The organism is Pseudomonas sivasensis, assembly GCF_021391435.1.
GTDB classification, from domain to species: Bacteria; Pseudomonadota; Gammaproteobacteria; order Pseudomonadales; family Pseudomonadaceae; genus Aquipseudomonas; species Aquipseudomonas sivasensis.
The window spans coordinates 4,287,156-4,313,181 of record NZ_CP090029.1 but is presented as its reverse complement, the minus strand read 5'-3'; the positions used below and the strand labels follow the sequence as shown (position 1 = coordinate 4,313,181).

General features: G+C 60.4%; 28 protein-coding genes and 1 pseudogene. 17 read left to right on the top strand and 12 right to left on the bottom strand.

Going from position 1 to position 26,026, the window contains the following annotated elements:
• Positions 1-168: 168 nt before the first annotated feature.
• Positions 169-1,494 (bottom strand): glucarate dehydratase, encoded by a 1,326-nt coding sequence (gene gudD, locus LRO94_RS19425; RefSeq protein WP_179178680.1) that lies wholly within the window; start codon positions 1,492-1,494, stop codon positions 169-171.
• A gap of 19 nt (positions 1,495-1,513) precedes the next feature.
• The gene (locus LRO94_RS19420; RefSeq protein ID WP_179178681.1) at positions 1,514-2,875 is read right to left on the bottom strand and encodes an MFS transporter; all 1,362 of its coding nucleotides are present in this window, start codon (positions 2,873-2,875) and stop codon (positions 1,514-1,516) included.
• 337 nt (positions 2,876-3,212) lie between these two features.
• Between LRO94_RS19420 and LRO94_RS19415 the strand changes: the two genes are divergently transcribed.
• The 4 genes from LRO94_RS19415 (at position 3,213) to LRO94_RS19400 (ending at position 7,352) form a co-directional block, all read left to right on the top strand.
• The gene (locus LRO94_RS19415; protein WP_095185533.1) at positions 3,213-3,923 is read left to right on the top strand and encodes a FadR/GntR family transcriptional regulator; all 711 of its coding nucleotides are present in this window, start codon (positions 3,213-3,215) and stop codon (positions 3,921-3,923) included.
• Between the two features lie 13 nt (positions 3,924-3,936).
• Positions 3,937-4,629, top strand: a complete 693-nt coding sequence (locus tag LRO94_RS19410; protein WP_032885887.1) for a tRNA (adenine(22)-N(1))-methyltransferase — start codon at positions 3,937-3,939, stop codon at positions 4,627-4,629.
• A 39-nt stretch (positions 4,630-4,668) separates the two neighbouring features.
• Positions 4,669-4,959, top strand: a complete 291-nt coding sequence (locus tag LRO94_RS19405) for a DUF3144 domain-containing protein (protein ID WP_032885886.1) — start codon at positions 4,669-4,671, stop codon at positions 4,957-4,959.
• A gap of 335 nt (positions 4,960-5,294) precedes the next feature.
• A complete protein-coding gene (locus LRO94_RS19400; RefSeq protein WP_032885884.1) occupies positions 5,295-7,352 on the top strand; it encodes a methyl-accepting chemotaxis protein in 2,058 nt (685 codons plus the stop codon).
• Between the two features lie 3 nt (positions 7,353-7,355).
• Here the strand turns inward: LRO94_RS19400 and LRO94_RS19395 are convergent, their stop codons facing one another.
• On the bottom strand, positions 7,356-8,477 hold the full coding sequence (locus LRO94_RS19395; protein WP_032885883.1) for a lactonase family protein: 1,122 nt from the start codon (positions 8,475-8,477) through the stop codon (positions 7,356-7,358).
• Positions 8,478-8,691: 214 nt separating this feature from the next.
• Here LRO94_RS19395 and LRO94_RS19390 point away from each other — a divergent pair, with 214 nt between their 5' ends.
• The 3 genes and pseudogenes from LRO94_RS19390 (at position 8,692) to LRO94_RS19380 (ending at position 11,802) form a co-directional block, all read left to right on the top strand.
• Entirely contained in the window at positions 8,692-9,150 is a 459-nt protein-coding gene (locus tag LRO94_RS19390) for an REP-associated tyrosine transposase (RefSeq protein ID WP_179178682.1), read from the top strand.
• A 365-nt stretch (positions 9,151-9,515) separates the two neighbouring features.
• A pseudogene (locus LRO94_RS19385) lies at positions 9,516-9,608 on the top strand (REP-associated tyrosine transposase); the annotation flags it as partial.
• Positions 9,609-10,065: 457 nt separating this feature from the next.
• On the top strand, positions 10,066-11,802 hold the full coding sequence (locus LRO94_RS19380; protein WP_179178683.1) for an OPT family oligopeptide transporter: 1,737 nt from the start codon (positions 10,066-10,068) through the stop codon (positions 11,800-11,802).
• A gap of 27 nt (positions 11,803-11,829) precedes the next feature.
• On the opposite strand, the gene LRO94_RS19375 is transcribed toward LRO94_RS19380, so the two are convergent.
• From LRO94_RS19375 to LRO94_RS19365, 3 genes are all read right to left on the bottom strand, one after another.
• Complete coding sequence (locus LRO94_RS19375) at positions 11,830-12,456, bottom strand: glutathione S-transferase family protein (RefSeq protein ID WP_032885879.1); 627 nt, start codon at positions 12,454-12,456, stop codon at positions 11,830-11,832.
• Positions 12,457-12,545: 89 nt separating this feature from the next.
• Positions 12,546-13,790 carry a hypothetical protein gene (locus tag LRO94_RS19370; RefSeq protein ID WP_095185537.1) on the bottom strand — a complete coding sequence of 415 codons (1,245 nt, stop codon included), beginning with the start codon at positions 13,788-13,790 and terminating at the stop codon, positions 12,546-12,548.
• A 61-nt stretch (positions 13,791-13,851) separates the two neighbouring features.
• Positions 13,852-14,205, bottom strand: coding sequence for a hypothetical protein (locus tag LRO94_RS19365; protein WP_179178684.1), 354 nt, complete (start codon positions 14,203-14,205; stop codon positions 13,852-13,854).
• A 110-nt stretch (positions 14,206-14,315) separates the two neighbouring features.
• Between LRO94_RS19365 and LRO94_RS19360 the strand changes: the two genes are divergently transcribed.
• Together LRO94_RS19360 and LRO94_RS19355 are read left to right on the top strand one after the other, a co-directional pair.
• Positions 14,316-14,675, top strand: a complete 360-nt coding sequence (locus LRO94_RS19360) for a hypothetical protein (RefSeq protein ID WP_164440520.1) — start codon at positions 14,316-14,318, stop codon at positions 14,673-14,675.
• Between the two features lie 6 nt (positions 14,676-14,681).
• Positions 14,682-14,990 carry a hypothetical protein gene (locus LRO94_RS19355; protein ID WP_179178685.1) on the top strand — a complete coding sequence of 103 codons (309 nt, stop codon included), beginning with the start codon at positions 14,682-14,684 and terminating at the stop codon, positions 14,988-14,990.
• Here the strand turns inward: LRO94_RS19355 and LRO94_RS19350 are convergent.
• Positions 14,978-15,343 carry a cupin domain-containing protein gene (locus LRO94_RS19350; protein ID WP_032885870.1) on the bottom strand — a complete coding sequence of 122 codons (366 nt, stop codon included), beginning with the start codon at positions 15,341-15,343 and terminating at the stop codon, positions 14,978-14,980. The genes LRO94_RS19355 and LRO94_RS19350 overlap by 13 nt on opposite strands.
• A gap of 91 nt (positions 15,344-15,434) precedes the next feature.
• Positions 15,435-16,043 (bottom strand): LysE family translocator, encoded by a 609-nt coding sequence (locus LRO94_RS19345; protein WP_179178686.1) that lies wholly within the window; start codon positions 16,041-16,043, stop codon positions 15,435-15,437.
• 112 nt (positions 16,044-16,155) lie between these two features.
• Between LRO94_RS19345 and LRO94_RS19340 the strand changes: the two genes are divergently transcribed.
• The 3 genes from LRO94_RS19340 (at position 16,156) to LRO94_RS19330 (ending at position 18,667) form a co-directional block, all read left to right on the top strand.
• On the top strand, positions 16,156-17,013 hold the full coding sequence (locus LRO94_RS19340; RefSeq protein ID WP_122756933.1) for a LysR family transcriptional regulator: 858 nt from the start codon (positions 16,156-16,158) through the stop codon (positions 17,011-17,013).
• Positions 17,014-17,087: 74 nt separating this feature from the next.
• Positions 17,088-17,816, top strand: coding sequence for a hypothetical protein (locus LRO94_RS19335; RefSeq protein ID WP_179178687.1), 729 nt, complete (start codon positions 17,088-17,090; stop codon positions 17,814-17,816).
• 290 nt (positions 17,817-18,106) lie between these two features.
• The gene (locus tag LRO94_RS19330; RefSeq protein WP_179178688.1) at positions 18,107-18,667 is read left to right on the top strand and encodes a hypothetical protein; all 561 of its coding nucleotides are present in this window, start codon (positions 18,107-18,109) and stop codon (positions 18,665-18,667) included.
• Between the two features lie 8 nt (positions 18,668-18,675).
• Here LRO94_RS19330 and LRO94_RS19325 read toward each other — a convergent pair whose 3' ends face one another.
• From LRO94_RS19325 to LRO94_RS19315, 3 genes are all read right to left on the bottom strand, one after another.
• The gene (locus LRO94_RS19325) at positions 18,676-19,299 is read right to left on the bottom strand and encodes an SMI1/KNR4 family protein (RefSeq protein WP_032885865.1); all 624 of its coding nucleotides are present in this window, start codon (positions 19,297-19,299) and stop codon (positions 18,676-18,678) included.
• A gap of 17 nt (positions 19,300-19,316) precedes the next feature.
• Complete coding sequence (locus LRO94_RS19320) at positions 19,317-20,012, bottom strand: DUF1963 domain-containing protein (protein ID WP_179178689.1); 696 nt, start codon at positions 20,010-20,012, stop codon at positions 19,317-19,319.
• 81 nt (positions 20,013-20,093) lie between these two features.
• Positions 20,094-21,032, bottom strand: a complete 939-nt coding sequence (locus tag LRO94_RS19315; protein WP_179180050.1) for a hypothetical protein — start codon at positions 21,030-21,032, stop codon at positions 20,094-20,096.
• Positions 21,033-21,452: 420 nt separating this feature from the next.
• On the opposite strand from LRO94_RS19315, the gene LRO94_RS19310 reads away from it, so the two are divergent.
• The 4 genes from LRO94_RS19310 to LRO94_RS19295 all read left to right on the top strand — a co-directional run bounded on the left by LRO94_RS19310 (position 21,453) and on the right by LRO94_RS19295 (position 23,782).
• Positions 21,453-21,686, top strand: a complete 234-nt coding sequence (locus LRO94_RS19310; protein WP_032885861.1) for a hypothetical protein — start codon at positions 21,453-21,455, stop codon at positions 21,684-21,686.
• Positions 21,687-21,753: 67 nt separating this feature from the next.
• Positions 21,754-22,317 carry a nucleotidyltransferase family protein gene (locus LRO94_RS19305; RefSeq protein WP_032885860.1) on the top strand — a complete coding sequence of 188 codons (564 nt, stop codon included), beginning with the start codon at positions 21,754-21,756 and terminating at the stop codon, positions 22,315-22,317.
• Positions 22,318-22,421: 104 nt separating this feature from the next.
• Positions 22,422-22,862, top strand: coding sequence for a tryptophan-rich sensory protein TspO (gene tspO, locus LRO94_RS19300; protein WP_032885858.1), 441 nt, complete (start codon positions 22,422-22,424; stop codon positions 22,860-22,862).
• Positions 22,862-23,782 carry an alpha/beta hydrolase fold domain-containing protein gene (locus LRO94_RS19295; protein WP_179178690.1) on the top strand — a complete coding sequence of 307 codons (921 nt, stop codon included), beginning with the start codon at positions 22,862-22,864 and terminating at the stop codon, positions 23,780-23,782. The genes tspO and LRO94_RS19295 overlap by 1 nt, the downstream gene beginning before the upstream one ends.
• A gap of 89 nt (positions 23,783-23,871) precedes the next feature.
• Here the strand turns inward: LRO94_RS19295 and LRO94_RS19290 are convergent, their stop codons facing one another.
• The gene (locus LRO94_RS19290; RefSeq protein ID WP_179178691.1) at positions 23,872-24,924 is read right to left on the bottom strand and encodes an alkene reductase; all 1,053 of its coding nucleotides are present in this window, start codon (positions 24,922-24,924) and stop codon (positions 23,872-23,874) included.
• Positions 24,925-25,024: 100 nt separating this feature from the next.
• Between LRO94_RS19290 and LRO94_RS19285 the strand changes: the two genes are divergently transcribed.
• The gene (locus tag LRO94_RS19285) at positions 25,025-25,906 is read left to right on the top strand and encodes a LysR family transcriptional regulator (protein ID WP_179178692.1); all 882 of its coding nucleotides are present in this window, start codon (positions 25,025-25,027) and stop codon (positions 25,904-25,906) included.
• Positions 25,907-26,026 lie beyond the last annotated feature (120 nt).

The following is a 26,026-nucleotide window of genomic DNA, read 5'->3' as shown; positions in this document are numbered from 1 at the left end:
GACCACAACCCTGAAAACACCAAGGCCTCCTGTGGGAGGGGGCTTGCTCCCGATAGCGGAGTTTAAGTCGATACATTTCTGGCTGACACACCGCAATCGGGAGCAAGCCCCCTCCCACATTGGATTGATTGTGTTTTGGAGGTCGGGCCTCCCTTAGAACCCAGCTCTTCAGCGCACCAGGCAAGGCTGCTTGTTGTTAAAACTCCACCCCGGAATCAAAAATTGCATCGCCACGCTGTCATCCCGCGCGCCAAGGCCCATGCCTTTGTACACCTCGTGCGCCTTGGCCACGGCGTCCATGTCGATGTCCACGCCCAGGCCAGGCTTGGCGGGTACCTTCACATAACCGCCTTCGATTTTCAGCGGCTCCTTGGTCAGGCGCTGGCCGTCCTGCCAGATCCAGTGGGTGTCGATGGCGGTGATATCGCCCGGTGCGGCGGCGGCCACTTGGGTGAACATCGCCAGGGAAATGTCGAAGTGGTTGTTGGAGTGCGATCCCCAAGTCAGGCCCCAGTCGTTACACATCTGCGCCACGCGCACGGAGCCCTGCATCGTCCAGAAGTGTGGATCGGCCAGGGGGATGTCCACCGATTGCAACTGGATCGCGTGGCCCATTTCGCGCCAGTCGGTGGCGATCATGTTGGTGGCGGTTTTCAGGCCCGTGGCGCGACGGAATTCAGCCATGACTTCGCGGCCCGAGTAACCATTTTCGGCGCCGCAGGGGTCTTCGGCGTAGGCGAGCACGTGGTGTTGATCGCGGCATAGGCGGATGGCTTCTTTGAGCGACCAAGCGCCGTTTGGGTCCAGCGTGATGCGTGCATCGGGGAAGCGTTCGGCGAGGGCGGTGACGGCTTCGATTTCTTCGTCGCCGCTTAAAACGCCGCCCTTGAGTTTGAAGTCGTTAAAGCCGTATTTGGCTTTGGCGGCTTCGGCCAGGCGCACCACGGCTTCGGCCGTCAGGGCTTTTTCATGGCGCAGGCGGAACCACTCGTCGTCACTGTCGGCCTCGTTGCGGTAGGCCAGGTCGGTGGCGTTGCGGTCGCCCACATAGAACAGATAGCCGAGCATCTTCACCGCGTCGCGCTGCTGGCCCTCGCCGAGCAATGCGGCCACCGGCACTTCGAGGAACTGCCCCAGCAGGTCGAGCAGGGCGGCCTCCATCGCGGTGACGGCATGGATGGTGATGCGCAGGTCAAAGGTTTGCAGGCCACGACCAGCCGAATCCCGTGAGGCAAACGTGCTGCGCATTTGGTTGAGGATGCGTTGGTACTGGCCGATGGGTTGGCCGATCACCAGGCTGCGGGCGTCTTCCAGGGTTTCGCGGATGCGTTCGCCACCGGGCACTTCACCAACGCCGGTGTTGCCCGAGCTGTCCTTGAGAATCACGACGTTGCGGGTAAAAAACGGCCCGTGGGCGCCGCTGAGGTTGAGCAGCATGCTGTCGTGGCCGGCGACGGGGATGACCTGGAAGTGGGTGACGACTGGAGTATTCATGGCAAATTCCTAAAGAGGCTCAAAGAGGTTTGCTGAGGGCCGCGCCGGTTGGCGCCACGCCTGGCGACGTCAATGGGGCAGAGGGCGTGGTCTTGGCGAAAAACACCAGGATCGCCGCCAGCACTGAGGTACCGGCCAGGCCGTAGAGGCCGCCTTGGATCGAGCCGGTGGTCTGCTCCAGAAAGCCGAAAGTGGTCGGCGCAACGAAGCCGCCCAGGTTGCCGATGGAGTTGATTAGCGCGATCACGGCAGCGGCAATGCGTACGTCCAGATAACCCTGGGGGATCGGCCAGAACAGCGAAGACGCCGACTTGAACCCGATGGCCGCAAAGCAGATCGCCACAAAGGCAAACACTGGCCCGCCGGTGGTGGACATGAACATGCCGGCCGCTGCAATCAACAGCGCCGCCGCTACCCAGGCCTGTTGGAACTTGAACTTGCCCGACAGCGATGCGAAGGCATACATGGCGATGATCGAGATCAGCCACGGAATCGAGTTGAAGAAGCCCACCTGCACATCACTCAAGTCACCCATCTTTTTGATGATGCTCGGCAGCCAGAATGTCGCCGCGTAAATGGTCAGTTGGATGCAGAAGTACAGGGCGCAGAACAGCAGGATCTGGCGGTCCTTGAGCAGCTTGCCAAGGGTCGGTTTGACGCTGGTCAGCGCCTCACGCTGGCGTTGCTCCTCGTCGATGGCGCCGACCAGTGCGTCCTGTTCTTCGCGAGTCATCCATTTGGCGTCGTGGGGCTTGGAGTCCAGCCAGAACCACACGAAGAAACCGATCACCACCGAGGCCAGGCCTTCGATGGCGAACATCCATTGCCAGCCGTGGAAGCCAAAGCCTTCGATCTGCAATAGCACACCCGACAGCGGGCCAGAGATCAACGAGGCCACCGCCGAGCCGCTAAGGAAAATCGCAATGGCTTTACCGCGCTCCGCGCCCGGCAACCAGCGTGTGAAGTAGTAGATCACTCCTGGGAAGAAGCCGGCTTCGGCCACGCCCAGCAGAAAGCGCAGGATGTAGAAGTGGGTTTCGTTTTGGATGAAGGCCATCATCGTCGCGACGATGCCCCAGGTGAACATGATGCGGGTCAGCCAGATACGCGCGCCGACCTTTTGCAGCAGCATGTTGGAGGGCACTTCGAACAGGGCATAACCGATGAAGAACAGCCCGGCACCGAACCCATAGGCCGCTGCGCCGATGCCCAAGTCGTGCTCCATGTGCGTGCGCACAAAACCGATATTGACCCGGTCGATGTAGTTGAGGATGAACATGATCACGAACAGTGGGAGCACATGGCTCTTCACTTTGCGCACGGCGCGCGCGAGGACCGGATCACTGTGTGGTGCGGCAGATGCATGGCTTGAATTGTTCACAATTCAAAACTCCCCCTGATTATTTTTATGCGGGTTTGCGTGTTTTGTTGATAGACATCATACAAGTTGATTTCTGGAATTCGCAATCCAGTGATTGATGTTTTTGTGTTTATAAGGTCGTTGTTGGAATGATTTTTTGTTATTGGCCAATGTTTATTGGGGTTTTTACCGGTTGGAGGGGTTGAAATGACTCCGTATCTAAGGTGCCGGTCACCGTGGCGCGATCCTGTCATCAGATTGGTTGTCATACAAGCTGGATGGTTTTTCAATCAACCTCGGCGGCGTCCTTTGTCTGGGTGTTAAGCTCGCTCCAGCCCAACCCCGTGGACTTGCAGTAATGCCCAATGAAACCCCAACCCCCGTGCGTAAACGCTCCACCAACCTGGCCCAGGGCGTGGTCGACGCCCTGACCCAGCGCATCCTGCTCGGCCAGTTGAAACCCGGCGAAAAGCTGCCGTCGGAATCCACCATCGTGCTGGAGCATGGCGTCAGCCGGACGGTGGTGCGCGAGGCGCTCTCCAAGTTGCAGGCTTCGGGGCTGGTAGAGACGCGTCACGGCATCGGCACCTTTGTGCTGGAGCAGAGCGCCCAACAAGGCTTGCGCCTGCATGTGGATACGGTCGCCAGCGTGCGCAACATGTTGGAACTGCGCCTGGGCCTGGAGGTGCAAGCGGTGGCGCTGGCTGCACTGCGTCGCACCGATGCTCAACTGGCACGCATGCGCGAAGCACTGGACGACTACCAGGCCTCTCTCGCCAACAACGACAGCTGCGTGGAAGAGGACAAACGCTTCCACCAACAGATCGCCGAAGCCACCGGCAATACCTTCTTCACCGAAATCATGTTGCACCTGGGTAATGCGATGATTCCGCGCACTCAGGTGAAGGTGGACGAACGTGGCGGGGCGGACTTTGCCAAACTCGGGCAATTGGCGAACCTGGAGCATGAGGCCATTTTCAATGCGATCAAACGCCAGGATCCGGACGCCGCACGCGCCGCCATGGTGTTGCATCTGACTAACAGCCGGGATCGATTTTCCGGGGAATGATAAGGAACACAGGTTGAACGAACACACCTTGTCCATGCGCCTGGAGCGCGTGGCAGCGCATGTGCCGAATGGCGCGCGTCTGGCCGATATCGGCTCGGACCATGCCTATCTGCCGGTGGCGTTAGTGCGCCGTGGCGTGATCGACGCGGCGCTGGCGGGAGAGGTCGCGACCACACCGTTCCAGGCGGCCGAACGGACCGTGCGTGACAATGGCCTGGAGCAGCAGATTACTGTGCGCCTGGCCGATGGCTTGGCGGCCATCGAAGCGCGTGACGGCATCACGGCCATCAGCCTCTGCGGCATGGGCGGCGAGACGATCCGCGACATCCTTGAGGCCGGCAAAGCCCACCTGAGCGGCGCTGAGCGGCTGATCCTGCAACCCAATGGCGGTGAGCAACCGCTGCGCCTTTGGTTAATGCGCAATGGCTATCGCATCGTCAGCGAAGAGCTGTTGCATGAAAACCGCTTTTACTACGAAATCATCGTCGCTGAGCGCGCAGACCCTGTGGTGTATACCGCCGAACAACTGTTCTTCGGCCCGTTACTGATGCAGGCCCGTAGCCCGGTGTTTTTGGCCAAGTGGCAGCGCGCGTTACGCCTGAGGCAGAAGACCTTGGCTGCCTTTGAGCGTGCGCAGGCGGTGCCCGAGGCGAAGCTCCAAGAGATTAGCCAGCAGATCCGGTGGATGCTCACACTGCTGGCTTGATACATACCCATTCAACCGTGATAAATCAGGAACCCCGCAATGGCAGACGCTACCGACCACGCCTTCTACGATCGCGCCGACGCGCACATCGAACTGTCGAACGAACAACTGAAAACCTTCGAAGACCTCGGCCAAGTCAGCGCTTCAATGATGTTCGGCACGACGCGGTTCAACGCCTGGGCGTGCGCACGCAACTTCAAGTCCGGTGAGCACATGGCCGAGGAGCGCGAGGCGATGCTCAAGTATTTTTGTGATCAGTATCGGTTGATGCTTGAGGACAATCTGGACGATCACATCAAGAACTTCAGTCGCTACATGCAGGCCAAATAGTCATTGCTCACTGCCTCTCACATAAAGCGCGGCGCCCTTCAAGTTTGGCTGGTTTGCTGCCGATAGGATGCCTGTGAATAAAGGTGTTCTGGACTGCACCTGGGCCAGTCGTCTCCGGCGGTTACAGCAGTCTTGCCAACACTGAGTGCTTTTGCCCCATTTTCGAGCACTCCATCGGCTCCAAAAGCGTGCCGCCCGCCCTGTTTCAGGGCTGTTGTTCGGCGGCCCGTATCTTGCTAGAGCCAAGCTAATCAATGACATGGCACTTTGCCGTTAGTCATTTCACGGCTTGGCCCACCGTGCACCACGTGGGTTGTTTGAGGGAGTAGTCGGACATGCACAGCTTGTTATCACCCGGTATCCGCCTGCTCGGACGTATGGGGTTTGCGCGCAAATTCCAAGTGTTGTTTTTCCTGTTCATGCTGCCCCTGGCTGGGAGCCTCTGGATGATCGGCCAGGACTATCGCGATAAATTAGGCGTGATTTCCACCGAGCAGTCCGGCGTGCGCCAACTGTTGGCCCTGGATGCACTGGACGGTCAATTGACGGCTCAGCGCAACCTGGCTGCGCGTTGGAAAGCGGCGGACATCCTGCACGCGCCGACGCCGGCGGCGAAGGCGGCGATGGACAAGGTCGATACGAATTTCCCGCTGATCCAGCAAAGCCTGCAAGCCTTGGGCGATGAGCTCAAAGCGCAGAACGCCAGCGCCGACATCCTCGCGCGCTACGAGGCGTTGCAGGCCACCGTCAAAGGCATGGACTCCGCTTCGCTGCGCACCGTGGGTTGGTGGCCGGATGGCTACGACCGTTTCACCTCGGCGCTGAGCGCTATGCAAACCCTGCGCGAACAGATCACCCTGGACGCCGGGCTGATCCTCGATCCCTGGCTGGAAACCTACATGCTCATGCAGATGGGCACACAGCAGACGCCAGACCTGATCGAGCGTATCGGTCGTATGGCGGGCGTCGGGCAGTCGTCCATTGCTTCGGGGCAGTTCACCTTGCAAAGCCGTTTGCAGATGCGCGACCTGCGCAGCCGCATTGGCGACGCGCGCGACCAGTTGGCCAAGGCGGCGGCTGCGCTCAAGGCCAAGCAATTCGACGGCATGGAGCCCTGGACGGCGCAGTACGACAACAGCCTGCAACTGTTGGATAACGAGCTTAAAGTGCTCGACGACGGCGTATTCGGCGGCACCATCAAGCTCGATACCGCCGGTTTCGAGCGCAGTGTCGACGCCATGCTCGGTTCGCTCAGCGCACTGCGCGTGCAGTCGCTGACCTCCCTTGACGAGCGCTTGAGCTACTACCACCGCAACGCGAACGAGCGCTTCATTCCTCTGGCGATGACCTTCGGCGTGCTGGCCCTGGCCGCGCTGTACCTGTTCATGTGCCTGCAAGCCTCCATACAGCGCAGCGCAAGAGGCATCACCACCCTGGCCGAATCCTTGCGCGACGGTAACCTGTGCGTCGAAGTGGCGGTGGAAGGGCGGGACGAGCTGGCACTGATCAGCACCGCGCTGAACGTGGCGGTGGTGCAATTGCGCACCAGCCTGCTGGGGGTCAACCACGAAACCCAGCAGCTCGGCTCAGCGGTCCTCACCCTCAATTCGCAATCGGGCAGCACCCTCAGCGAAGTCGAAGACCAGCAGCATCAAATCAGCCAGATCGCCGCCGCCGCTACGCAGTTGGCCGCGACGTCCATGGGCGTCGCCAGAAGCTGTGAACAAGCGTCGGGCAGTGCCCAGCAAACACGACGCATCGCCGAAGACAGCAGCCGCGACAGCCAACGCACCACGGCCAGCATCCAGCAACTCAACCAACGCCTTACCGATACGGCTGATGCTTTGCAGCAAGTCAGTCAGCAGGGGCAGCAGATTCAGTCGGTGGTCGACACCATTCGCGGCATTGCCGAGCAGACCAACCTGCTCGCACTCAACGCGGCCATCGAAGCGGCCCGCGCCGGCGAGCAGGGCAGGGGCTTTGCGGTGGTGGCCGATGAAGTGCGCAGTCTGTCCCAACGCACCCAGGCCTCCACGGCGCAGATCGCCGGCACCGTCGACAGCCTGCGCGCGACCGTGAGCCAGGCCGTTACGCTGATGGGCGCTGCGTGCGAGCAAGCATTGACCGACGCCGAGTCCGTCACCGGCCTGGGTACGCGCTTGGGCGAGATTGCCGGCGCGGTGCAGAACGTCACCGACACCCTGGCGCAGATCGCCACAGCGGTGGAAGAGCAAGCGGCGACGGCGGACGAAGTGAGCGGCAACATCCAGCAAGTCGATCAGGCGGCAGGACGTTTGCTGGATGGCGCGCGAGCGGTCAACCGGGCGGCGGACACCTTGAGCAAGGGCAGCCAGGCGTTGAGTGACAACACCGCGCGGTTTCGTTTGAGCTGAGTGCTATTTGGCTGCGGTGCGCAGGACTTCAATCCACAGCGCACCTTTGCCTGAAGCCGCCTCACCCACGCGCTTCAACGCACCTGCGCCGCTGACCGCGTAGGTACCGACCTTGTCGCTTTTCTCGCCGGTCACCAGCAACCATTGGCCATTGGGAGAGAAGGCGATATTGCGCGGTTGTTTCTCTTCGACCGGGTAGTTGTCGAGAAACATCAGGCCACCTGTAGCCGCATCCACCGCAAACGCCGACACCGAGCTGCTGGTGCGCTCGCTCATCAGCAGTAGGGTGCCATCCGGGGACAAACGCAGGTCGGCGGCCCAGATGCGTGGCGTCGGGTCGTCCTTCAAATCATTGTTGCGCGCGTCCCGCACTTCGCCGTGGGCCAGTTTCAAACGCGCGGGAATGCCGTTGGCTACGCCGATCTGCGTCAGCGCGCCGGTGCTGTCGTCAATGGAAAATGCAGTGACGGTGCCGCTCATTTCGCCGACCACATACAGGTATTTACCGTTGGCTGAAAACGCCAAGTGCCGAGGCCCGGTGTTGGCCGGCACGCTCACGTAGCCGGTGCCGATCGGCGTGAGTGCGCCGGTGTTTGCCTCGAAGCGATATTGCAGCACGTGGTCGTTGCCCAAGTTGCCGGCGTAGGCAAAGCGATTGCTGGGGTCGGTGCGCAGGGAGTGCGCGTGAGGGCCGGTCTTGTAGGTGAGGATCGGCTCGGGCTTATCGACGGGCTGCACACTGAGGGTGTCGGCCCCATAAGAGGCCGCGAGCAGGTAACGTCCGGCGCGGTCGGTGGCCAGGTAGGCCATGCTTTCTGCCAGCGGGGCCTTGGAGCGTGGCGTCAACCGCCCGCTGGCTGGATCAATGCTGAAGCTCTGCACTTGAAACGGCTTGACCCGCAACGCGGCATACAAGGTTTTACCGTCGGGGCTCAGGGCCATGGGGTTGACCTGATCACCGGCTGTTACCTGGTCAACCAGGCTCAACGCGCCGTTGCTCTCGTCCAGCCGGTATTGGGAAATCAAGCCATCGCCGGGGCTGGAAATGTACGCGAAGGTCGCAGCGTTGGCGTGTGCACTGAGTCCGCAGGCAATGGCGGCGGCCATGAGGAGGGGTTTATTCACGAGTGAGCCTTTATTGTTATGTTTGTGATCAGTCATCGTATGACTGTATTTCTGTCTCCGCAATAGTTGGTTTTTGGGCTCACTTGGCTGTGTCTCTTGCGACGCACCGGTATGCCTGACCCACAGGATTACATGTGGTCAACAAGTGACAGTTGCTCGTCCCCTGAGGCGCGCTAGCGTTAAGGCTCTTCAGGCATTTCACGTAGAGCACCGGATGCGCCCCGCACCTCAATCACACCGTCTGTGTCACGGCCGTTACTCGGAACACGGTCGCAGCTACCTCATCACCGCCGTGGTTCATCAGCGCCAGCGCTTATTCACTGACCTTTACCTGGGTCGCCTGCTGGTTGCCGAATTCCGGCAGGCTCATGAACTGGGACTGGTCGGTTCACTGGCCTGGGTCGTCATGTCTGACCACATTCACTGGTTGTTTGAGTTGAAGCAAAAGGCGTTGGCAGACGTGGTGCGACGTATTAAGTCGCGCAGTACGCTGGTCATTAACCAGCGTCGTCAAAGTAAAGAGCGTGTTTGGCAACCCGGCTATCACGATAGGGCAGTGCGTGCGGACGATGATCTTCGCAAGATGGCGCGTTACATCATTGCCAACCCTATACGAGCCGGCCTGGTGGAGCGGGTGGGGGATTATTCGTTGTGGGATGCGGCGTGGCTATGAATAAGAGGGGCGAACTCCTGTGTTTGGCAGACTTCCCTGGTGAGCAGGTTTTTGTGGTGAGCAGGCTTCTCTGGTGAGCCGGTTTCTGTAGTGAGCAGGCTTCTTATTGAGTGGTTTTTGTAGTGAGCAGGCTTCTTACAGTGAGCAGTGGCTTTTGTGGTGAGCGGGCTTGCCCCGCGCTGGGCTGCGAAGCAGCCCCAAAACCTGCCAGCGCGATCTATCTGACGAAACGCGGTGTTCTTGATGGGGCCGCTTCGCAGCCCTAAAACCTGCCAGCGCGATCTACCTGACGAAACGCGGTGTTCTTGATGGGGCCGCTTCGCGGCCCAGCGCGGGGCAAGCCCGCTCACCACAAAAAAAGCTTGCCTGCCACGCGTTACATCATTGCCAACCCTTTACGAGCCGGTCTGGTGGAGCGGGTGGGGGATTATTTGTTGTGGGATGCGGCGTGGCTATGAAGAAGAGGGGCGAACTCCTGTGTTTGGCAGACTTCCCTGGTGAGCAGGTTTTTGTGGTGAGCAGGCTTCTCTGGTGAGCAGGTTTCTGTAGTGAGCAGGCTTCTTACGGTGAGCAGTGGCTTTTGTGGTGAGCGGGCTTGCCCCGCGCTGGGCTGCGAAGCAGCCCCAAAACCTGCCAGCGCGATCTACCTGACGAAACGCGGTGCTCTTGATGGGGCCGCTTCGCAGCCCAGCGCGGGGCAAGCCCGCTCACTACAGAAAGCTTATTTGCTACCTACAGCAGGCTGACCACAAAAAGCTTATGTGCCACCTACACGCAGGCTGACCAAAAAAAGCCCGCACATCACAAGAGCGGACGTGCTTTGCGCTGCTGTTCCTTCTTGCCGATTCAGGAACCTTCAGGGCCCACAGGGCTCACTTGTTAGGTCGCCCTGTTTCATTGCCGAAAGGAATCCGCATGCTGTCAGCCTCGCCAGCCATTCCCCAGTACGCCCCCGTCGAACGCGAACTCAGCCTGCGTGCCGTCGTCACCGGCACCGTGCTCGGTATTTTGCTCACACCATCCAATGTGTACGCCGGCTTGAAGATCGGCTGGTCGTTCAACATGTCGATCATCGCCCTGCTGGCGGGTTATGCGATCTGGCAAGGCTTGGCTAAGCGTTCCACCGAGCAACTGCCGTGGACCTTGCATGAGAGCAATATCAACCAGACCGTCGCCTCGGCCGCCGCTTCGATCATCTCTGGCGGTTTGGTGGCGCCGATTCCGGCCTACACCTTGTTGACCGGCAACCAGTTAGACGCGTTGCCGATGATCGCCTGGGTGTTCTCGGTGAGTTTCCTGGGCATTTGGATCGCCTGGTACCTGCGCCCCTCGTTGCTCAATGACAAGGCGCTGAAGTTCCCCGAAGGCATGGCCACCCTGGAAACCCTGCTGCACATCTACAACCACGGACGCGAAGCCGCGACACGTTTGAAGGTGCTGCTCAGCGCCGCTTTGCTGTCCGGATTGGTGAAGTGGGTGGACACCTTCATGTGGGCCTTTCCGCGCTGGTCGCCGACAGCCTCTTGGGAGCGTCTGACCTTTACCGCCGATCCTTCGCTGTTGCTGCTGGGGTTCGGCGGCATTATCGGTATTCGCGTCGGCCTGACTCTGCTGCTCGGCGCCTTGATTGCGTGGGGTGGCCTGGGCCCGTGGCTGCTGGCACAAAACCTGGTGACGTTGCCGGCAGACAGCAGCGGCCCGCAATTCGCTGCATTGGTGGAATGGTTGCTGTGGCCCGGTGTGAGCCTGATGGTGTGTTCCACCTTGGCCTCGCTGACGATTCGTTTGTGGGCGTTGCGCTCCTCCACTAAAGCTGACGGCGGCAAGATGTGGAGCGTGCCCAAGCCCGGACCGGCCGCTGGTTTTATCCTGTCGATAGGCTTAGTAGTCAGTCTGCAAGCGCTGTTGTTCGGCATCAATCTGTGGATGGCATTGCTGACCATTCCCCTGGCGATCTGCCTGGCGGCCGTCGCCGCCCGCGTGGTAGGTGCCACCGGTATTCCGCCGATTGGCGCCATCGGGCAATTGTCCCAACTGAGCTTCGGCATCGTTGCTCCCGGCCAGGTGCCGATCAACCTGATGAGCGCCAACACCGCTGGCGGCTCGGCGGGGCAATGTACGGACTTGATGAACGATTTCAAGGTGGGCAAAGCGATTGGTGCTACGCCGCACAAACAAGTGATCGCGCAGATCCTGGGGATTTTCATCGGCAGCATCGTTGGCGTGTTTGCGTACCTGGCGCTGATTCCGGATCCGCAGTCCATGCTGCTTACCGAAGAATGGCCGGCGCCCGCGGTGGCGACGTGGAAAGCCGTGGCGCAAACCCTGACCCATGGGCTGGATTCATTGTCGACGAGCATCCGCTGGGCGATTGCCATTGGCGGCGGTGCAGGCGTGTTGTTGGGCGTGCTCGACAGCCTGTTGCCGGCCCATCGTTCCCGCTACTTGCCGAGTGCCGCCGCGCTGGGGTTGGCTTTTGTCCTGCCGGCTTCGGTGTCGTTGATGATGGCGATGGGCGCGGTGCTCACCTGGTTGGTGAGCTGCCGTTGGCCAAGTATCACCGAGCGCTTCGCGATTACCGCAGCGGCGGGGTTGATTGCCGGGGAGAGCATTACCGGGGTGGGCGCATCGTTGTGGCAGATGGTGGGCTAGTCGCACACCCACCGTGCCCGGGTTTACTTAGTTGGCAAATGCATACTCGCCGCCCTGTTCCAGCGCCTGGCGATACGCCGGCCGCGCCTGGAACCGCTGCACCCACGCTGACAGGTGCGGGTACGCCTGCAACTTGCCCTGGGCCTTGGCGATTTCGCCGATGAAACTCATCTGGATGTCTGCACCGCTCAGCTCATCACCCAGCAGATACGGTGCGTGCCCCAGCGCATCGTTCAGATAGCCCAAATAGTTGGCGACCTCGGATTCGATGCGTGGATGCAACGGTGCACCGGCATCCCCCAGGCGTCCCACGTAGAGGTTAAGCATCAGCGGCAACATGGCCGAACCTTCGGCGAAATGCAGCCATTGCACGTATTTATCGTAGTCGGCCGAGGCAGGATCGGGTTGCAGGCGGCCGTCGCCATGGCGGCGGATCAGGTAGTCGACGATGGCGCCGGATTCGATCACCACATTGGCACCGTCTTCAATCACCGGGGACTTGCCCAGGGCGTTGATTGCCTTGAGTTCAGGCGGTGCGAGGTTGGTCTTTGGGTCGCGCTGGTAACGTTTGATTTCGTAGGGCAGGCCAAGCTCTTCCAGCAGCCACAGGATGCGCTGCGAGCGTGAGTTGTTGAGGTGGTGAACAATGATCATGGGAACTCCACGGGGCAGGGGGTGTGCATCAACAGACCGCTGGGCTGGCGCAGAGTGCCCCAGATCCCAGCGTCCTGGCGTTGGGCTGATCAGCGCACGACATCCAGCGCGGTGTATTGATTCACGTAGTGGAACTGGCTCGACGTCGACTCCAGCGTCAGGGCCACGCCCAAGTCCTCGATAAACGCACGCGAGGTCTTGTAGTCGCCCTGGTCGCACTCAAGCTTGATGGCGTCGCCGGTCAAGGAGGCAAACACCTGGCGCGCCGGGAAGCGCTCACCCACCTTGCAGATCAATGAGGTGTCGGTGGGGGTGTCGGTGGGCTTGGCGGGGACGTTCAGCATCTGCATGTCTGCGCGCAGGATCTGGCCAGGGGCCCAACTGCTCGGCACTTTCAACTCGACTGCGAGGGTTTGCAGCACTCGCCCATCGCCGACGCCGTTCATCTTCGACTTCAACTGGATCAAGTCGGCGAGCACCAGGCGATCGACGTTGAAGGCGTTGCCGTACACCTCATTCTTCTTCAGCAAGCCGCCGTCGGCGGTGAAGGTGACCGAGGTCGGACTGTCCTGGCTGCCGTCGCCTTTCTTGGACAGGTAGGAGTAGCTCAACCTCTTGAATTTCGGCTGCAACAGCGGCGAATCGAGGCGTTGGAGCACGCTGGCAGGTACGTCGACATCGTTGATGCTGGTTTCTACCACGGTACGCGGGTAGTCAACCGGTGCAATGTCCGGCCGCAGCCAGGCCAGCAGCGCAGCATCGACGCCGCCCTGTACCGAGCAACTGACGCGTGTTTGCTCGCCATCGGGTTCGACGATCAGCACGCGCTCAACGTTGCGTGTGCCCGGTGCCTTGCCCGGTTGCGGTTTGATCGCCTGCCAGCGGTCGCCGACCTTGAGTTCACTGCGAATATAAGACCCGTCGATTTTTTGCAGCCGCGCGGGCACGTCCAGCAGTGGTGCCAGGTGCTGGGCCACCTCGTCCACACCGCCTTGCACGACAAAACCCCAGTAATAGTAGCGTCCCAACTGATCAAGGTCGGCGGCCTCGTCGGCGTACGACAACAGCTTCAAGCCTGCGATGGGCGGCGCGCTGACGGGCACCTGATTGGCTTGGCGGTCGGCACGGTTTTTAACGGCGATCCAGGTGAAGTCCTTGTCCTGCTTGAGCGGCGCATAGGCCTGCCACGCGGCGCGGTGCGTGTTCAGGCTGCTGAAGAAGGTTGCGTCGCAGCGCGTGAAGGCCTTGAGCGTCTCGGTCAATGCGGCGTCGTCGGCGTGGGCGATGGCGGGCAGCAAGAGGGCAGAAGCGAGAAGCAGGGCGGGCGACTTCATTGAGCGGGATTTCCGTATCGGGGCGGGAGGAGGGCATTATCCAGAGATTACGAGGCAGCCACTAGCGTTGCAGACGCACACGCCAATCGCCACCGTGCTGGCGCTGGCATTCCTCTTCAGAGTCAAAACGCACACAGCGGTCAACCTGTACGGGCGCTACCTCGGCGTCATCTAGCGCCGCAGCGGTCAATTCACGCATGCGCTGGTCGACACCGGTCGCAAGGGCGTGGTCCTTGTTTGCGCGCGTATCGAACACCCAGATCACCCGCAGGCTTTGGGGAAAGGCTGTGTAATCGACAGTGTGGGTCAACCATTCGAAGCCGGGGATTTCGGCTTTGGCGGTTTCGCAGGCGTCGGTCAGGGTGGCGACGAGTCGGCGCTCAATGCGGGCGCTGTCGCGTTTGGTCGATGGCATAAGGGCTCCGGGGGCGCAGGGAAAACAAACAACGGCGCGACAATGGCAGAACCCCGGGCCCTTTTCCACGTCCAACCTCGCGACATTCACGCCTGAATGATATGGAATCCGTGACCAAAGCTTTTGCCGCACTTGCCTTTCTCCTCCTCGGCGCTTGCACGCAGTACCGCTACATCCACCCTGAAACCCCACAGGGCCAGCAGTGCGTGGCCGAGCTGGATGCCAACGTCAACGCCTGCGAACAGCGCGCAAAAGACAGCGCCGAGGGCCAGCGCGTGTTGGATGAGGCGCAAAGAAACAGCTACCAAACGTGCACTCATCAATTTTCGTCGAGCGCCTCGAACCCCGATCCGTGCTCCGGTTTGAAGCCGAGCAGCGTGGCGTCCGTGCAGAGCAACACCTGTCGTGAAGGCTATACCGACAAGTTCATCGCCTGCGGCGGACGGCTGGAAGAGATCAAGGACAAATAACCCGCAATGGACCAAAAAACCCAACTGATCCTACTCGCAGAGCAGGCCACCGAGGACCTGTTCCGCTGGAGTCGTTTTGTCGCCCATACCGAGTTTCTGTGGCAGGACATCACCCTGGTCACCGACGCTGACGCTTGGCAACGCCAGTGGTTTGAGCTGGAAATCGTCAACGGCCTGGCGCTATCTGAGTGGGAAGAAGACGGCCAACCGAATAATTGGTCGGCGCGCTGGCGTGAAGGCTATCAGCAGGAGGCGGTTGAGTTGGTGAATGAGCTGCTGGGGTTGCTGGGGGCTGCGACGTTTCAGATCCACTGATCATTCTCGGCAGTGCGCTCACCCCCTTCATGCCCGGTGTTCAGGATGCCGCGTGGTTCGATCATCATCAGCTTGGCTTCGCCGTCGGCCGCCGTCCTGTGTTCGACGCCACGCGGCACCACGTACAGCTCGCCCGGAGCCACATACACCGGGCCGTCCGGGAGGTCGATACGCAAAGTGCCTTCAAGCACCAGAAAGGCCTCATCGGTTTCCGGATGCGAGTGCCAGATGAATTCGCCTTCGATCCGCACGACCTTGAACTGGTAGTCGTTCATTTGCGCGACCACTCGCGGGCTCCACAGTTGATCGATGAGCGAGGCTTTTTGGGTGAGATTTACCGGGTGCTGGGCCATGGTGGATCCTCGGGTGGGGTGAGAGATCCAAGGCTACTCACGTTGCGGGTCAGTGGGCTTGTACGATCCTGCAAGGGCAACCATGAAGCTGTCAGGCACGAATGGGGAGCGCCAAGCCAAACAGCACAAAAAAACCACCACAGACTTTATTGAACCGGCGCCCGGTCCTCGCCAACCAAGGCCTGACCCGGTGCGCCGCGCTGGCGACCAGATACTCAACCCCAAACTCCACCCCGGCGTAGGTCAGTGCGATGGCGGCCGTCTGGGCGATCAGGCTCCTGTGCGGATCCAGGAACGGTGGGATAAACGCGGTAAACAGCAGCAACGCCTTGGGATTTGAAAGGGCCGATACCAGGCCTTGGCGCAACAGTGACCAACCGCTGAAGCCAGCCGTATCGGCAGTCTCAAGCGTCATCGGCGCAGCCCGCCACAGTCCGAAGCCCAGCCAGATCAGGTACAGACCCCCGGCCACCTTCAGCGCGTTGAACCACGCGGACGACGCCTGAATCAGTGTGCCCAGGCCCAGCGCGCAAAACGAAAGCACCACCGCAAAACCGAGCACTCCGCCGGTGATGGTGAACAGCGTTTTGCGGCGCCCGTGAATGGCACCATGGGTCAGCACCAATAACGCATTGGGCCCCGGCACGACCGCGATACCGCAGCAGGTAAACACATAGAGCAACCAGGTCTCGAATGGCATGTTCAAATCCCGCAGTGGTGATTCAGGCGAATCATCATTAGGGCTGGGCGGTTATCCTGAAAAGCGCATAATTCACATCGCAGTCATTCGATTAACGCATAGAGGTAGCCCCATGCTCGCCAGCGATCTGCAGATTGATTGGCTCAAGTGCTTCGTGGCGGTGGTGGATGCTGGTTCGCTGTCGGGCGCAGCGCACGAGGTGAACCGATCCCAGTCCGCCGTCAGTATGCAGATGAAAAAGCTTGAAGCCGCGCTTGGACGGCAACTGCTGAACCGTGGTCCGCGCCACCTGCAACTGACCGCTGATGGCCAGACGCTGCTGGGCTATGCCCGCCGCCTGCTCGCCCTGCATGCTGAAACCCAGGCGGCTTTTCATGGGGAAGCACTGACCGGTCGCATCCGCCTGGGCGTCGCCGAGGACTACGCGGCCAAGTACCTCACACCGCTGCTCAAGCGCTTTGCACCGCGCTACGCAGGCGTGGACATAGAGCTGACCTGTGAACAGTCGACCACCTTGATCCCGCGTGTGCGAAGCGGCGATCTTGACCTTGCACTGGTGTCCAGGGACTCGCCGCAAAGCGGCACGTTTCTGTTCAAGGAACCCATGGTGTGGGTGGGCTCACCGCAGTTCGAACTGTGGCGTCGAGAGCCGGTGCCCATCGCTGTTTACGAAAGTGAAAGCCTGGCTCGGCGTTATGCGGTGGACTCACTGACCCGCCAGGGCCGCCAATTCAAAGTGGTCTACAACAGCTCAAGCCTCGCTGGCCAAGTGGCCGCCGTCGAAGGTGGACTGGCAATTGCCGCGATCACTCAGTGCAGCGTGCCGGCATCGCTGCAGGTCTTGGGCAGTGAGCAGGGGTTGGGGAACATTGCGCCGATGGAGGTTTCGATCTTGCGCAGCCGAGCTTCTCGCGGGTCCAAAGCCGTCAATGGTCTTCACGCGTTCATCATCAGTGCGCTGAGAGGCTAGGCGGGTCATTGAGCTAAAGGTTGCTCCAGCACCGTCGATAACCTTGAGGAACCCGCCAATCATGGACCGATTAAATGGCTCTCTCCGTCAGTTCCGCCTATCCCTCGCCGGCCAATGTCACCCTTGCGCCTTCCAATCAGACGCTTACGCCCCAGCCGCTGACGGATGTCGCCAAGGAAGCCCTGGCAAACGCCGCGCCAGCCGCCATCTACCATCCCAGTGAAGACACCAGCACCACGTCGAAACCACTGGAGGTCGTCGACGTCTGGGTGGGTCGCTCTGAATCGCCGGAGTACCCTCGGTTCGCCGAAATCTTCAAAGGTGCGCACAACACGTTGAAAGCCTCTTTCCAGGCCTTCCAGTCAACTCTGTCGACTACAGCTCCCGACCTTGCCAGCAAAAAATACGGCTTCACCGTCGACGCTGACGGCAGTCTGAAAGTGCTCAATACCGCCGGCCAGCTCAACAGCTCGGACACCCAGCGGCTCACGGATCTGCTCAACAAATCCCTGGGTCTCAAAACCGCAGCCGTCGCCTACCGAGATGCTGCCATCGACATGACAGACGCCAGCTCGCCCTGGTCCGGCAGCGTCATGGGTTACTACAGCCTGACCCAGGAAAACTTCGCCAGCTCCATTGATCTGGCGCCGCTGTTCAAAGACACGCATAGCATGGTCCCAGCAGAGTTCAGGGATGCGAAGTTTTTGACGCAGTTGGCCTATAAGGGTGAGCGGGCGACTCAGGAGACGGAAGCGGCGATGTATGAGCGGCGTGCGGCGCAGCGGTTCAGTGCGCAGGCGTGAGTCGCTTGGGGTTTTTTTGGTGAGGTGCTTTCTGTGGTGAGCGAACTTTGTGTGTTGAGTAGGCTTTCTGTGGTGAGCGGGCTTGCCCCGCGCTGGGCTGCGAAGCAGCCCTAAAACCAGGCACTGCGGTTTTTCTGAGAAATTGGGGTGGCCTTATTGGGGCCGCTTCGCAGCCCAGCGCGGGGCAAGCCCGCTCACTACAAGAAACCTGCACACCACAGGAGAGCCCGCTCACCCTCCTGACCGACTTGGATGAAGTCGGCCCAATTCATAGCCAGGGAAAACCCAAGATGCGTGGCGCACTCGTTAACAGTCTGATGCTTCTCACCATGGCGATATCCGGCGCCGGATGCACCACCTACGCGTCCAGGCCAATCATCAACGACCGCGTTGAAGCCGCCAAAACCGAAAGCATCCCAAGCTTCACTTATGAAGTTGACGCGCCCTGGAAGGACAGCCGCTTCGGCAAGCGCGCCTACCAGGCCACACAAGAAATAATCCCGGCGGCGCAAGACATCAGCTCAGCACCGCTCGCGTCGTCGGGCGCTGTATTAGCCATAAAAATCTCGGAGTTTTCATCGGGCGGCGCGTGTACGCAGGAGTACCTGACGGGCTTGAGTCTTGGCTTGATTCCCAGCTGGTGTACCCGGCCTACACTGTTCACGTTTCAGTTCATGCTCAATGGCAATCACGGCGTGTGCAGGCAGAAAACCTATTCAATCAGTGCCCAGACGTTTTCACATATCACCGCGATTCCATTTGCCATGCTCGATACCCGGGACCAGCCACTCACGCTGTATCAGGCAGCGCTGAAAGACTTCCTCCAGCCAGCACAATGCGCGACGCCCTGACACCGGCTTCAAATCGGCCTGTCCACCACCCGCGCATTCCACAGGTCCCGATAGCGCTCCCGCCAACCGGGACTGCTTTGATCCAGCCACGTCAGCGTCGCGTCAATGGTGTCGTCGCTGATGACGAAGTGATTGATGTGCTCCGCGATCCGTTCCTGCGACACGTGCAGCAAGTCCAGGTAGGCATTGAACGAGTCCGCCAGCACCACGTACTCATCGCCTTGCTGGCGACGCCCCGTCCAGGCGGGTAAACCTGCGACCATCGCCCCCACATCCTGGCGCCCCTCGCGCAGGTCAAGTAGCAACACGCTGGCGCCGCCATCGCGGCCGATCGGCAATAACCCTGTCGCGGGGAAGCCAGGTTGCTTGCGCAGTTGCTCCAGTTCAAAGGGGTTGGATTCATACTGCTCGCTGGGGTCCAGGCCATACAGCAAGAAACTCAGCAGCTCTTTATCGCCATTGCTCATGGTCGCCAGCACGTCGTATTCCACGGTGGCGCCGTTGCAGGTCTTGAGAAACTGCCGGTAATCGTCCGGCAGGCGGGCGCCGAGGGTGGCTTCCAATTGCGCGAGGGCGTGGTCGGATGCGCTTTCTCGGGTGTCGTCGAAGATCAATCCACGGTAGTCAGTCATTCGGGCCTCCCAGCACCTTAGTAAAAATCATAATAGAGCGCCCATTCCCCGGTTTGGTTGTGCTTCCAGAACATCAGGCTGCCACTGTCGATCACGTTGAGGTTGATCTTCGGGTCCGACGAAATCTGGAACACAAACTCGAAACCTTCACCCGGATCCACCCCCGACTGGCAGAACGAGGGGTAACCGCCGATCTTGTGTTCGTAAGCATGGGTGATCAAGTCGTAATAGCTCTGTATCTCGCCCGCGCGCTCCAGCGTGAGAATGGCTTGCTCAAGGTCCGCGGGGACACCGCCGCCATCCCACAGAGGGAAGTCCTCCGGCACCGCTTCTGCCTTCAACGGGAAAGGTTTGAGAAATGTGCCCGGTACCGGCAGCGCCTTGCGCACCAATACGTCATCGGGACCATATTCGCGGATCACCCAGTTATTTCCCATCGGCTCAAAGTCTTCAGGAAACGGGTCCGAGATAAACACCGTCAGCACACGAACCCCCGCCAGCAGCGGGCTGTTGAAGGGCAGGGCGGGCAGGTAAAACTGCGCGTAGGGCAGCAAGGGTTGTCCGGCCTGATTGGTGGGTACGCCTTCATCCGGGCGGAACAGGAAGACATTCCCCAGCCAGCTTTCTTCATCGGTGCCGAGAGGGCGAAAGCCGCCGGCCATGAACTTCACGGCTGGGCGGGCCAGGCGTTGCTTGATTTGTTGAATGTCCATGTCGCTGTAAACCTTCCTTTTGCTACAGGCACAAAGGCCGCAGATTAGCAGTGCGCGGGCGCGGTGCCCAATTGGCCTCCTTCACGAGTTGGATTTCAGCCGCCCCAGAATCGCCGTACGCAAACACCCCCAGGCGATCACGCCGATAATCAGCACCTCGGCGACACCCACCAGCACATTGAATGAAAACACCAGAGGTTGCTCGGCCCAATAGAAGTTCGTCGAACCCGATCGAATGCCACTGACCCGCAGCCGCCCGGTAAACAGCGCGCGCACCAACGCGATCACATGCTTCAGCTCCAGCACCGCCAGGAAAACACCCAGCAGGGACAGCAGGGCGCGTGCGGGCCTGCCGAGTTTGTCGGTGGACTCAGCCATGGGTGCCGGCCCCTCGGATTTGCGCCGCCGGGCGACCTTCGCCGGTGATGGCGCAGGCCTGTAGGGCGCCTCGGCCGCCGACCCAACGTGCACCTCAGTGGGCACGGCCACGTTCAGATAGTCAGCCAGTTCTCGCAGCCACATATCGGTGCGTGTGCTCCCCGGTATCACGGGCACGTTGTCGGTGGTCAAGCGCTGCTCGGTGCCGTCGCGCATCACCAGCCACAACTGGGTGTTGGCCGGCTCTGCCTTTAGACGGCGGCGCAGTTCGAGGTGGTGGGCTTTATCGATGCTGAAGGTTGACTGCACACGCTCGCGGCCACCGAAAAAGTTTCGAGTGCGGCGCTTGCCTTCGCCGTTAGCCCGCGACAACAACAAGCTCTCGCGGATGCCGGTGTACACCATCAGCAGCAGGCCAAGGGCAGGAATGAGCAGCAGGCCGAGCACGATCAGCAGCGAGGTCAGCGGGTCCATGTCCGCCCACTGCGAGCTGCTATCGGTGAGCCAAAACACGACGAAGGCCTGTGGCAGGGTGAACGCCATTGCGCCTGTCAGCAGTACCAATGCGCTTTGCACCCCGTTGCGCGAGTGGATGTGCAAGTCACCCTGCGCGGTGCGCTCGAAGCGATGCCCAATCAATATGCAAATCTCCTGAAGCGCCTTGAGGGGCAGCGATTGGCGGCCGAGGTCGGCATTAACGCCATGGAGAATACCTTAAGCCGAGACGCCACGCGTTTCCCGGCCCGGAATGCCAGGTAGCGGTCATATTCAAGGGTGAACGCTGGGTTCGGTGTGTCGTTGGCGTGGGTGTAACGCACCACACGTATCGTGTCGCGCATTTGCCGTGCGTCTTCGCCCTTGAGTCCTCACAAGATGCCTGCTCAGGCGCGCGGTGATGCGGTGCCGAGCGCTGCATGACAATGAAATGCCATGATGAAGGCATCTTGAGTTTTAAACCGGATGACTCGCAAACACCCCTTTGCAGGGCATATCGGTCTACCATGCCATCCCCCGGCAGTGGTTCCACGCGCTACCGACCTCTCTCTCGCAAGGTATCGCCTCATGTCCATCGACCAAATCAGCCTCCCCAAGGGCGTCGGCCCGCATGCCACCAAGCTACTCGACGCCATCACCGGCGCGTCCACCCATGAAGAACTCAACCGCGCAGGCGGTAAGGCGGAAGGGTTTGTGTTGGGTCTGGAGGCTTCCAAGGCCATCAAGAGCCAGATCGCTGAGTCGCTGTATGTGGCTTATGACGATGCGGCGAGTCATCGGGCCAGTGAGTTGAAGGGGTAAACCTCAACGCCCTCCCTGATGTTGTACAGTCGACTTCCACCAAAGGGCTGATTAACTCAGGGATCCCATGACATTGACCGTCGACACCTTGCTCAACCTGGCCATGGCCAACCCCATCAACGCCGAAATCACCGCGCGTCTGCCCGACCTCGGTGTGGAGCAATGCATGCTCACGGCGGGATGTCTATTCCAGGCGGTGTGGAATCATCAGTCCAATCTCCCTGCCGCGCAGGGCGTAAAGGACTACGACGTTTTCTACTTCGACACCGACTTGTCCTATGAGGCCGAGGACGCTGTGATTCGCAGGGCCGAGCAGTTGTTCCAGGATTTGGGCGTGAATGTTGAGGTCAAGAACCAGGCGCGGGTTCACCTCTGGTATGGGCAGCGGTTTGGCCGACCATATCCGCAGTTGCACTCGGCTAAACAGGGGGTGGACCGTTACCTGGTGGCGGGGACGTGCATCGGGTTGGAGATCGCCACCGGTGAGGTGTATGCGCCCTATGGGCTGGCGGATGTGGAGCAGGGGATTCTTCGGATTAACCCACTGCACCCGGAGCCGGAATTGTTTGCGCGCAAAGCCAGGAGTTATCAGGTGCGGTGGCCGTGGCTGAGGATTGTGGAGCCGGTTTGAGCACCGTGCAGTCCATTTTTGTGTGGTTGATTGAATTTATCTGCGGCGGTTTGAGTCACTGATGCTATGCGTGGATTTCTTTCAACCGACCTCAAGGACCGACCATGACCTTCTTCATCTTCCTGCTCGCCTGCGCCGCCGCCGCCAGCACCGGCATCCTTTTCAAACCTGGCGCCTGGTATGAATCCCTCGTCAAACCCAGCTTCACCCCGCCCAATTGGCTGTTCCCGGTCGCGTGGACGATTATCTACCTGCTGCTGGCCTGGGCCGGTTATCGCCTCACACTGATCCCAGGCAGCGAAATGGTATTGGCGCTGTGGGCTGCGCAGATCGCATTGAATACATTGTGGACCCCGGTGTTCTTCGGCGCCCATCGCATCTTTGCGGGGATGGTGATTATTGCGGTGCTGTGGGTAACGGTGGCGACAATGGTGGTGATGGCGGTGCGTCTGGACCTGATCACCGGCTTGATCCTGTTCCCGTATTTGGCGTGGCTGTGCGTAGCGGCGGCGTTGAATTTCTCGATCCTGCGGAATAACCGTTGATGGCCCACCAACCTTGGCCGGCCAGCGAGTCGGATTTGGCCCAGATGCGCCGCTTCAATCAAAAGCTCGCCTGGATGCCGCGCTTCAAGATCCGTAACCGCGTGACGCCGCGTTTGATCCAGGGGTTGTTGCGCGTCAGCCAAACGCTCAAGAAGGCGCCAGCGGCGCAGTGCAAGATCTTCGACAACGTCCCCGTACGCATCCTGCGGCCAGTCGGCAAGCCTAAAGGCGTGGTGCTGGATATCCACGGCGGCGGCTGGGTGATTGGCAATGCGCAGATGGACGACGATCTTAACCTCGGCATGGTTAACGCATGCGACGTGGCGGTTGTGTCGGTGGATTACCGGCTGGCGGTGGATACGCCGGTGGAAGGGCTGATGGAGGATTGCCTGGCGGCGGCGCGCTGGTTGCTCTGTGAGGATGAGTTCAAACAGCTGCCGGTCATCGTCGTCGGCGAATCGGCCGGCGGGCACCTTGCGGCGGCGACGTTGTTGGCGCTCAAGCAATGGCCGGAGTTGCTCCAGCGTGTGAGCGGCGCAGTGCTGTATTACGGTGTTTACGATTTGACCGGTACGCCGAGTGTGCGCAACGCCGGGCCTGAGACCTTGTTGCTGGACGGACCAGGAATGGTCGATGCGCTGCGCATGCTGACGCCTGATATCAGCGATGACGAGCGCAGACAGGCGCCGTTGTCGCCGCTGTATGGCGACTTCGACGGCCTGCCACCGGCGTTGATGTTTGTGGGTGAGTTGGACCCGCTCAAAGACGACACACTGTTAATCGCTGAACGGTGGCCACAGGCAGAGGCCCATCTGCTGCCGGAGTCGGCCCATGGATTTATCCATTTTCCGGTGGCGATGGGCGAGGCGGTGTTGGCGTATAGCCGACGGTGGATCTCGACGAGGATCAGTGGTGAATAGGTGTTTTGGTGGGGCAGCCCTGCTCACCACAACTGGACCCCCATTCACCAACCGTCCCGTATCAGACAAGTGACTGAAGGTTCTACGCTTCAGAGTGCTGGGTAGTCGATGTAACCCTCGGCACCTGGCGTGTAGAAGGTGTCTTTGTCGGGCACATTCAAAGCGGCACCACTGAGAAAGCGCGCGGGCAGGTCCGGATTGGCCAGGAACGCGCCGCCGAACACCGCCGCATCGGCTTTGCCCTCGGCGATCAAGGTGTCGGCGCTTTCCCGTGTAAGGCCGCCTCCGATCAGGTAGCGGCCCTCGAACAATTCTCGCAACGCAGCGTGATAGTCGAAGCTCGCCCCGAACAGTGCCACATGCAAGTAGGCCAGTTTCAGCTCGCGCAGTTGCTTGACCAGGTAGGTGAAGGTTTCCTGCGGGTTGGCATCGCTGATGTCGTTGAAGTTCATCTCCGGGGAAATTTTGATGCCCACGCGATCACTGCCTACTTCATCGACCATCGCGGCGAGCACTTCCAGTACGAAGCGGCTACGGTTTTCCACCGAACCACCGTACTGATCTTCGCGTTGGTTGCTGCTGCTGGAGAGGAATTGCTCGGGCAGGTAACCGGAGGCGGCGTGCAACTCCACCCCGTCAAAGCCTGCCTCGATTGCCCGGCGTGCGGCATGACGGTAGCTGTCGACCACGCCACCGATCTGCGTGACGCTCAAAGCATGGGGCGTGACGAAATCCTGCAGGCCGGTCGCGGTCCAGGTCTGGCCCGCCGGTTTGATCGCAGAAGGGGCCAGCGGCAGCGCGCCGTCGGGCAGCAGTGAAGGGTGAGAGACTCGCCCGCAATGCATCAGTTGCATGAAGATGTGCCCGCCCTGGGCGTGCACGGCTTGGGTGACAGATTTCCAGGCGGCCACGTGTTCGGCGGTTTCGATACCTGGAGTGCGGACGTAGCCTTTGCCCGACGCGTCGGGAAATACGCCTTCCGAGATGATCAAACCGGCGGTGGCGCGTTGGGCGTAGTAAGTGGTCACAAGGTCGGAAGGCACACCGGCGTCGTTGGCGCGCGAGCGTGTCATCGGCGCCATGATCAGGCGGTTGGCGAGGGTGTAGCGACCAAGGGAAAGGGGAGAGAAAAGAGCATTCATGGCGGTGTTCCTCATCAGTGATGGGGTTATGATTGATCAATCCGATTTCGGGATAAATGCCTGAAATACGAAATGACTAATCCACTGATGGGATAATACTGTGGAATTTCTCAACGATATGGCGCTGTTTGTCGAGGTGGTGAAGGCACGCAGTTTCAGTCGCGCGGCCGAAAGCCTGGGCATGCCGAACTCGACGCTGTCCCGGCGCATCAGCGAATTGGAAAAAGGTATCGGCCTGCGGCTGTTGCACCGCACTACGCGCAAGATTGAGCCCACTGAGGCGGGTCAGTTGTACTTTGAGCGGTGCAAGCGCATCGTCGACGAGGCCCGCCTGGCCCATGAACAACTCGGCGAAATGCTCGCCCAACCCAACGGCGTGCTGCGCGCTTCGTTGCCGGTGGATTTCGCGATGGTCTACCTGGCGCCGTTGATTGCCGAGTTTTCCCGGTTGTATCCGGACATCACGTTCGAACTCGACTTAACGCCGCGCCAGGTCGACTTGATCAGCGATCCAGTGGACGTGGTCATTCGCATGGGCGAGCCCGCCAATTCCCACCTGATCGCGCGCAAACTCGCGAATATGCGGCGAGCGTTTTACGCCTCGCCCCAGTACCTGGAACGCGCCGGACTGCCAGCTCAGCCAGCAGATCTGGCGCATCACGAATGTTTGCGCATGCGCGGGTCAAGGGCGCATCGATGGGGCTTGGAGTCGGGGTCGGAGAAGGTGGACGTCGACGTGAGCGGGCGGTTTGAGCTCAACAGCGTGGGCATGCTCAGACGCCTGGCCGCGTTGAACCTGGGGATTGCGCTGCTGCCCGAAGGCATTGCCGAGCAGGATGTGGTCAGCGGGACACTGTGCAGAGTACTGCCCGACTGGCATGGCTCGTCGGTTTCAGTCTATGCCCTGACCGAAACGCGGCTGCTGCCCGCGAAGACCCAGCGGTTTATCGAGTTTTTGCGCGACAAGCTGGAGGATGCATGACTGGCCGGGTAACCTTTCGCCTCCCACTCAAACGAAGGGATGTACATGAGATTCTTCAACCCGGCCTCAAGCGCTCAGCCCCATCCGGCCTGTCCGCCTGCAGCCCTGAAGGGCACTTCA

Coding starts and splice junctions, on each gene's coding strand:
- gudD (WP_179178680.1), bottom strand. CDS start 1,494: ATGAATACTCCAGTCGTCACCCACTTCCAGGTCATCCCCGTCGCCGGC.
- LRO94_RS19415 (WP_095185533.1), top strand. CDS start 3,213: ATGCCCAATGAAACCCCAACCCCCGTGCGTAAACGCTCCACCAACCTG.
- LRO94_RS19405 (WP_032885886.1), top strand. CDS start 4,669: ATGGCAGACGCTACCGACCACGCCTTCTACGATCGCGCCGACGCGCAC.
- LRO94_RS19400 (WP_032885884.1), top strand. CDS start 5,295: ATGCACAGCTTGTTATCACCCGGTATCCGCCTGCTCGGACGTATGGGG.
- LRO94_RS19390 (WP_179178682.1), top strand. CDS start 8,692: ATGCGCCCCGCACCTCAATCACACCGTCTGTGTCACGGCCGTTACTCG.
- LRO94_RS19380 (WP_179178683.1), top strand. CDS start 10,066: ATGCTGTCAGCCTCGCCAGCCATTCCCCAGTACGCCCCCGTCGAACGC.
- LRO94_RS19375 (WP_032885879.1), bottom strand. CDS start 12,456: ATGATCATTGTTCACCACCTCAACAACTCACGCTCGCAGCGCATCCTG.
- LRO94_RS19370 (WP_095185537.1), bottom strand. CDS start 13,790: ATGAAGTCGCCCGCCCTGCTTCTCGCTTCTGCCCTCTTGCTGCCCGCC.
- LRO94_RS19365 (WP_179178684.1), bottom strand. CDS start 14,205: ATGCCATCGACCAAACGCGACAGCGCCCGCATTGAGCGCCGACTCGTC.
- LRO94_RS19355 (WP_179178685.1), top strand. CDS start 14,682: ATGGACCAAAAAACCCAACTGATCCTACTCGCAGAGCAGGCCACCGAG.
- LRO94_RS19350 (WP_032885870.1), bottom strand. CDS start 15,343: ATGGCCCAGCACCCGGTAAATCTCACCCAAAAAGCCTCGCTCATCGAT.
- LRO94_RS19345 (WP_179178686.1), bottom strand. CDS start 16,043: ATGCCATTCGAGACCTGGTTGCTCTATGTGTTTACCTGCTGCGGTATC.
- LRO94_RS19340 (WP_122756933.1), top strand. CDS start 16,156: ATGCTCGCCAGCGATCTGCAGATTGATTGGCTCAAGTGCTTCGTGGCG.
- LRO94_RS19335 (WP_179178687.1), top strand. CDS start 17,088: ATGGCTCTCTCCGTCAGTTCCGCCTATCCCTCGCCGGCCAATGTCACC.
- LRO94_RS19330 (WP_179178688.1), top strand. CDS start 18,107: ATGCGTGGCGCACTCGTTAACAGTCTGATGCTTCTCACCATGGCGATA.
- LRO94_RS19325 (WP_032885865.1), bottom strand. CDS start 19,299: ATGACTGACTACCGTGGATTGATCTTCGACGACACCCGAGAAAGCGCA.
- LRO94_RS19320 (WP_179178689.1), bottom strand. CDS start 20,012: ATGGACATTCAACAAATCAAGCAACGCCTGGCCCGCCCAGCCGTGAAG.
- LRO94_RS19310 (WP_032885861.1), top strand. CDS start 21,453: ATGTCCATCGACCAAATCAGCCTCCCCAAGGGCGTCGGCCCGCATGCC.
- LRO94_RS19305 (WP_032885860.1), top strand. CDS start 21,754: ATGACATTGACCGTCGACACCTTGCTCAACCTGGCCATGGCCAACCCC.
- tspO (WP_032885858.1), top strand. CDS start 22,422: ATGACCTTCTTCATCTTCCTGCTCGCCTGCGCCGCCGCCGCCAGCACC.
- LRO94_RS19295 (WP_179178690.1), top strand. CDS start 22,862: ATGGCCCACCAACCTTGGCCGGCCAGCGAGTCGGATTTGGCCCAGATG.
- LRO94_RS19290 (WP_179178691.1), bottom strand. CDS start 24,924: ATGAATGCTCTTTTCTCTCCCCTTTCCCTTGGTCGCTACACCCTCGCC.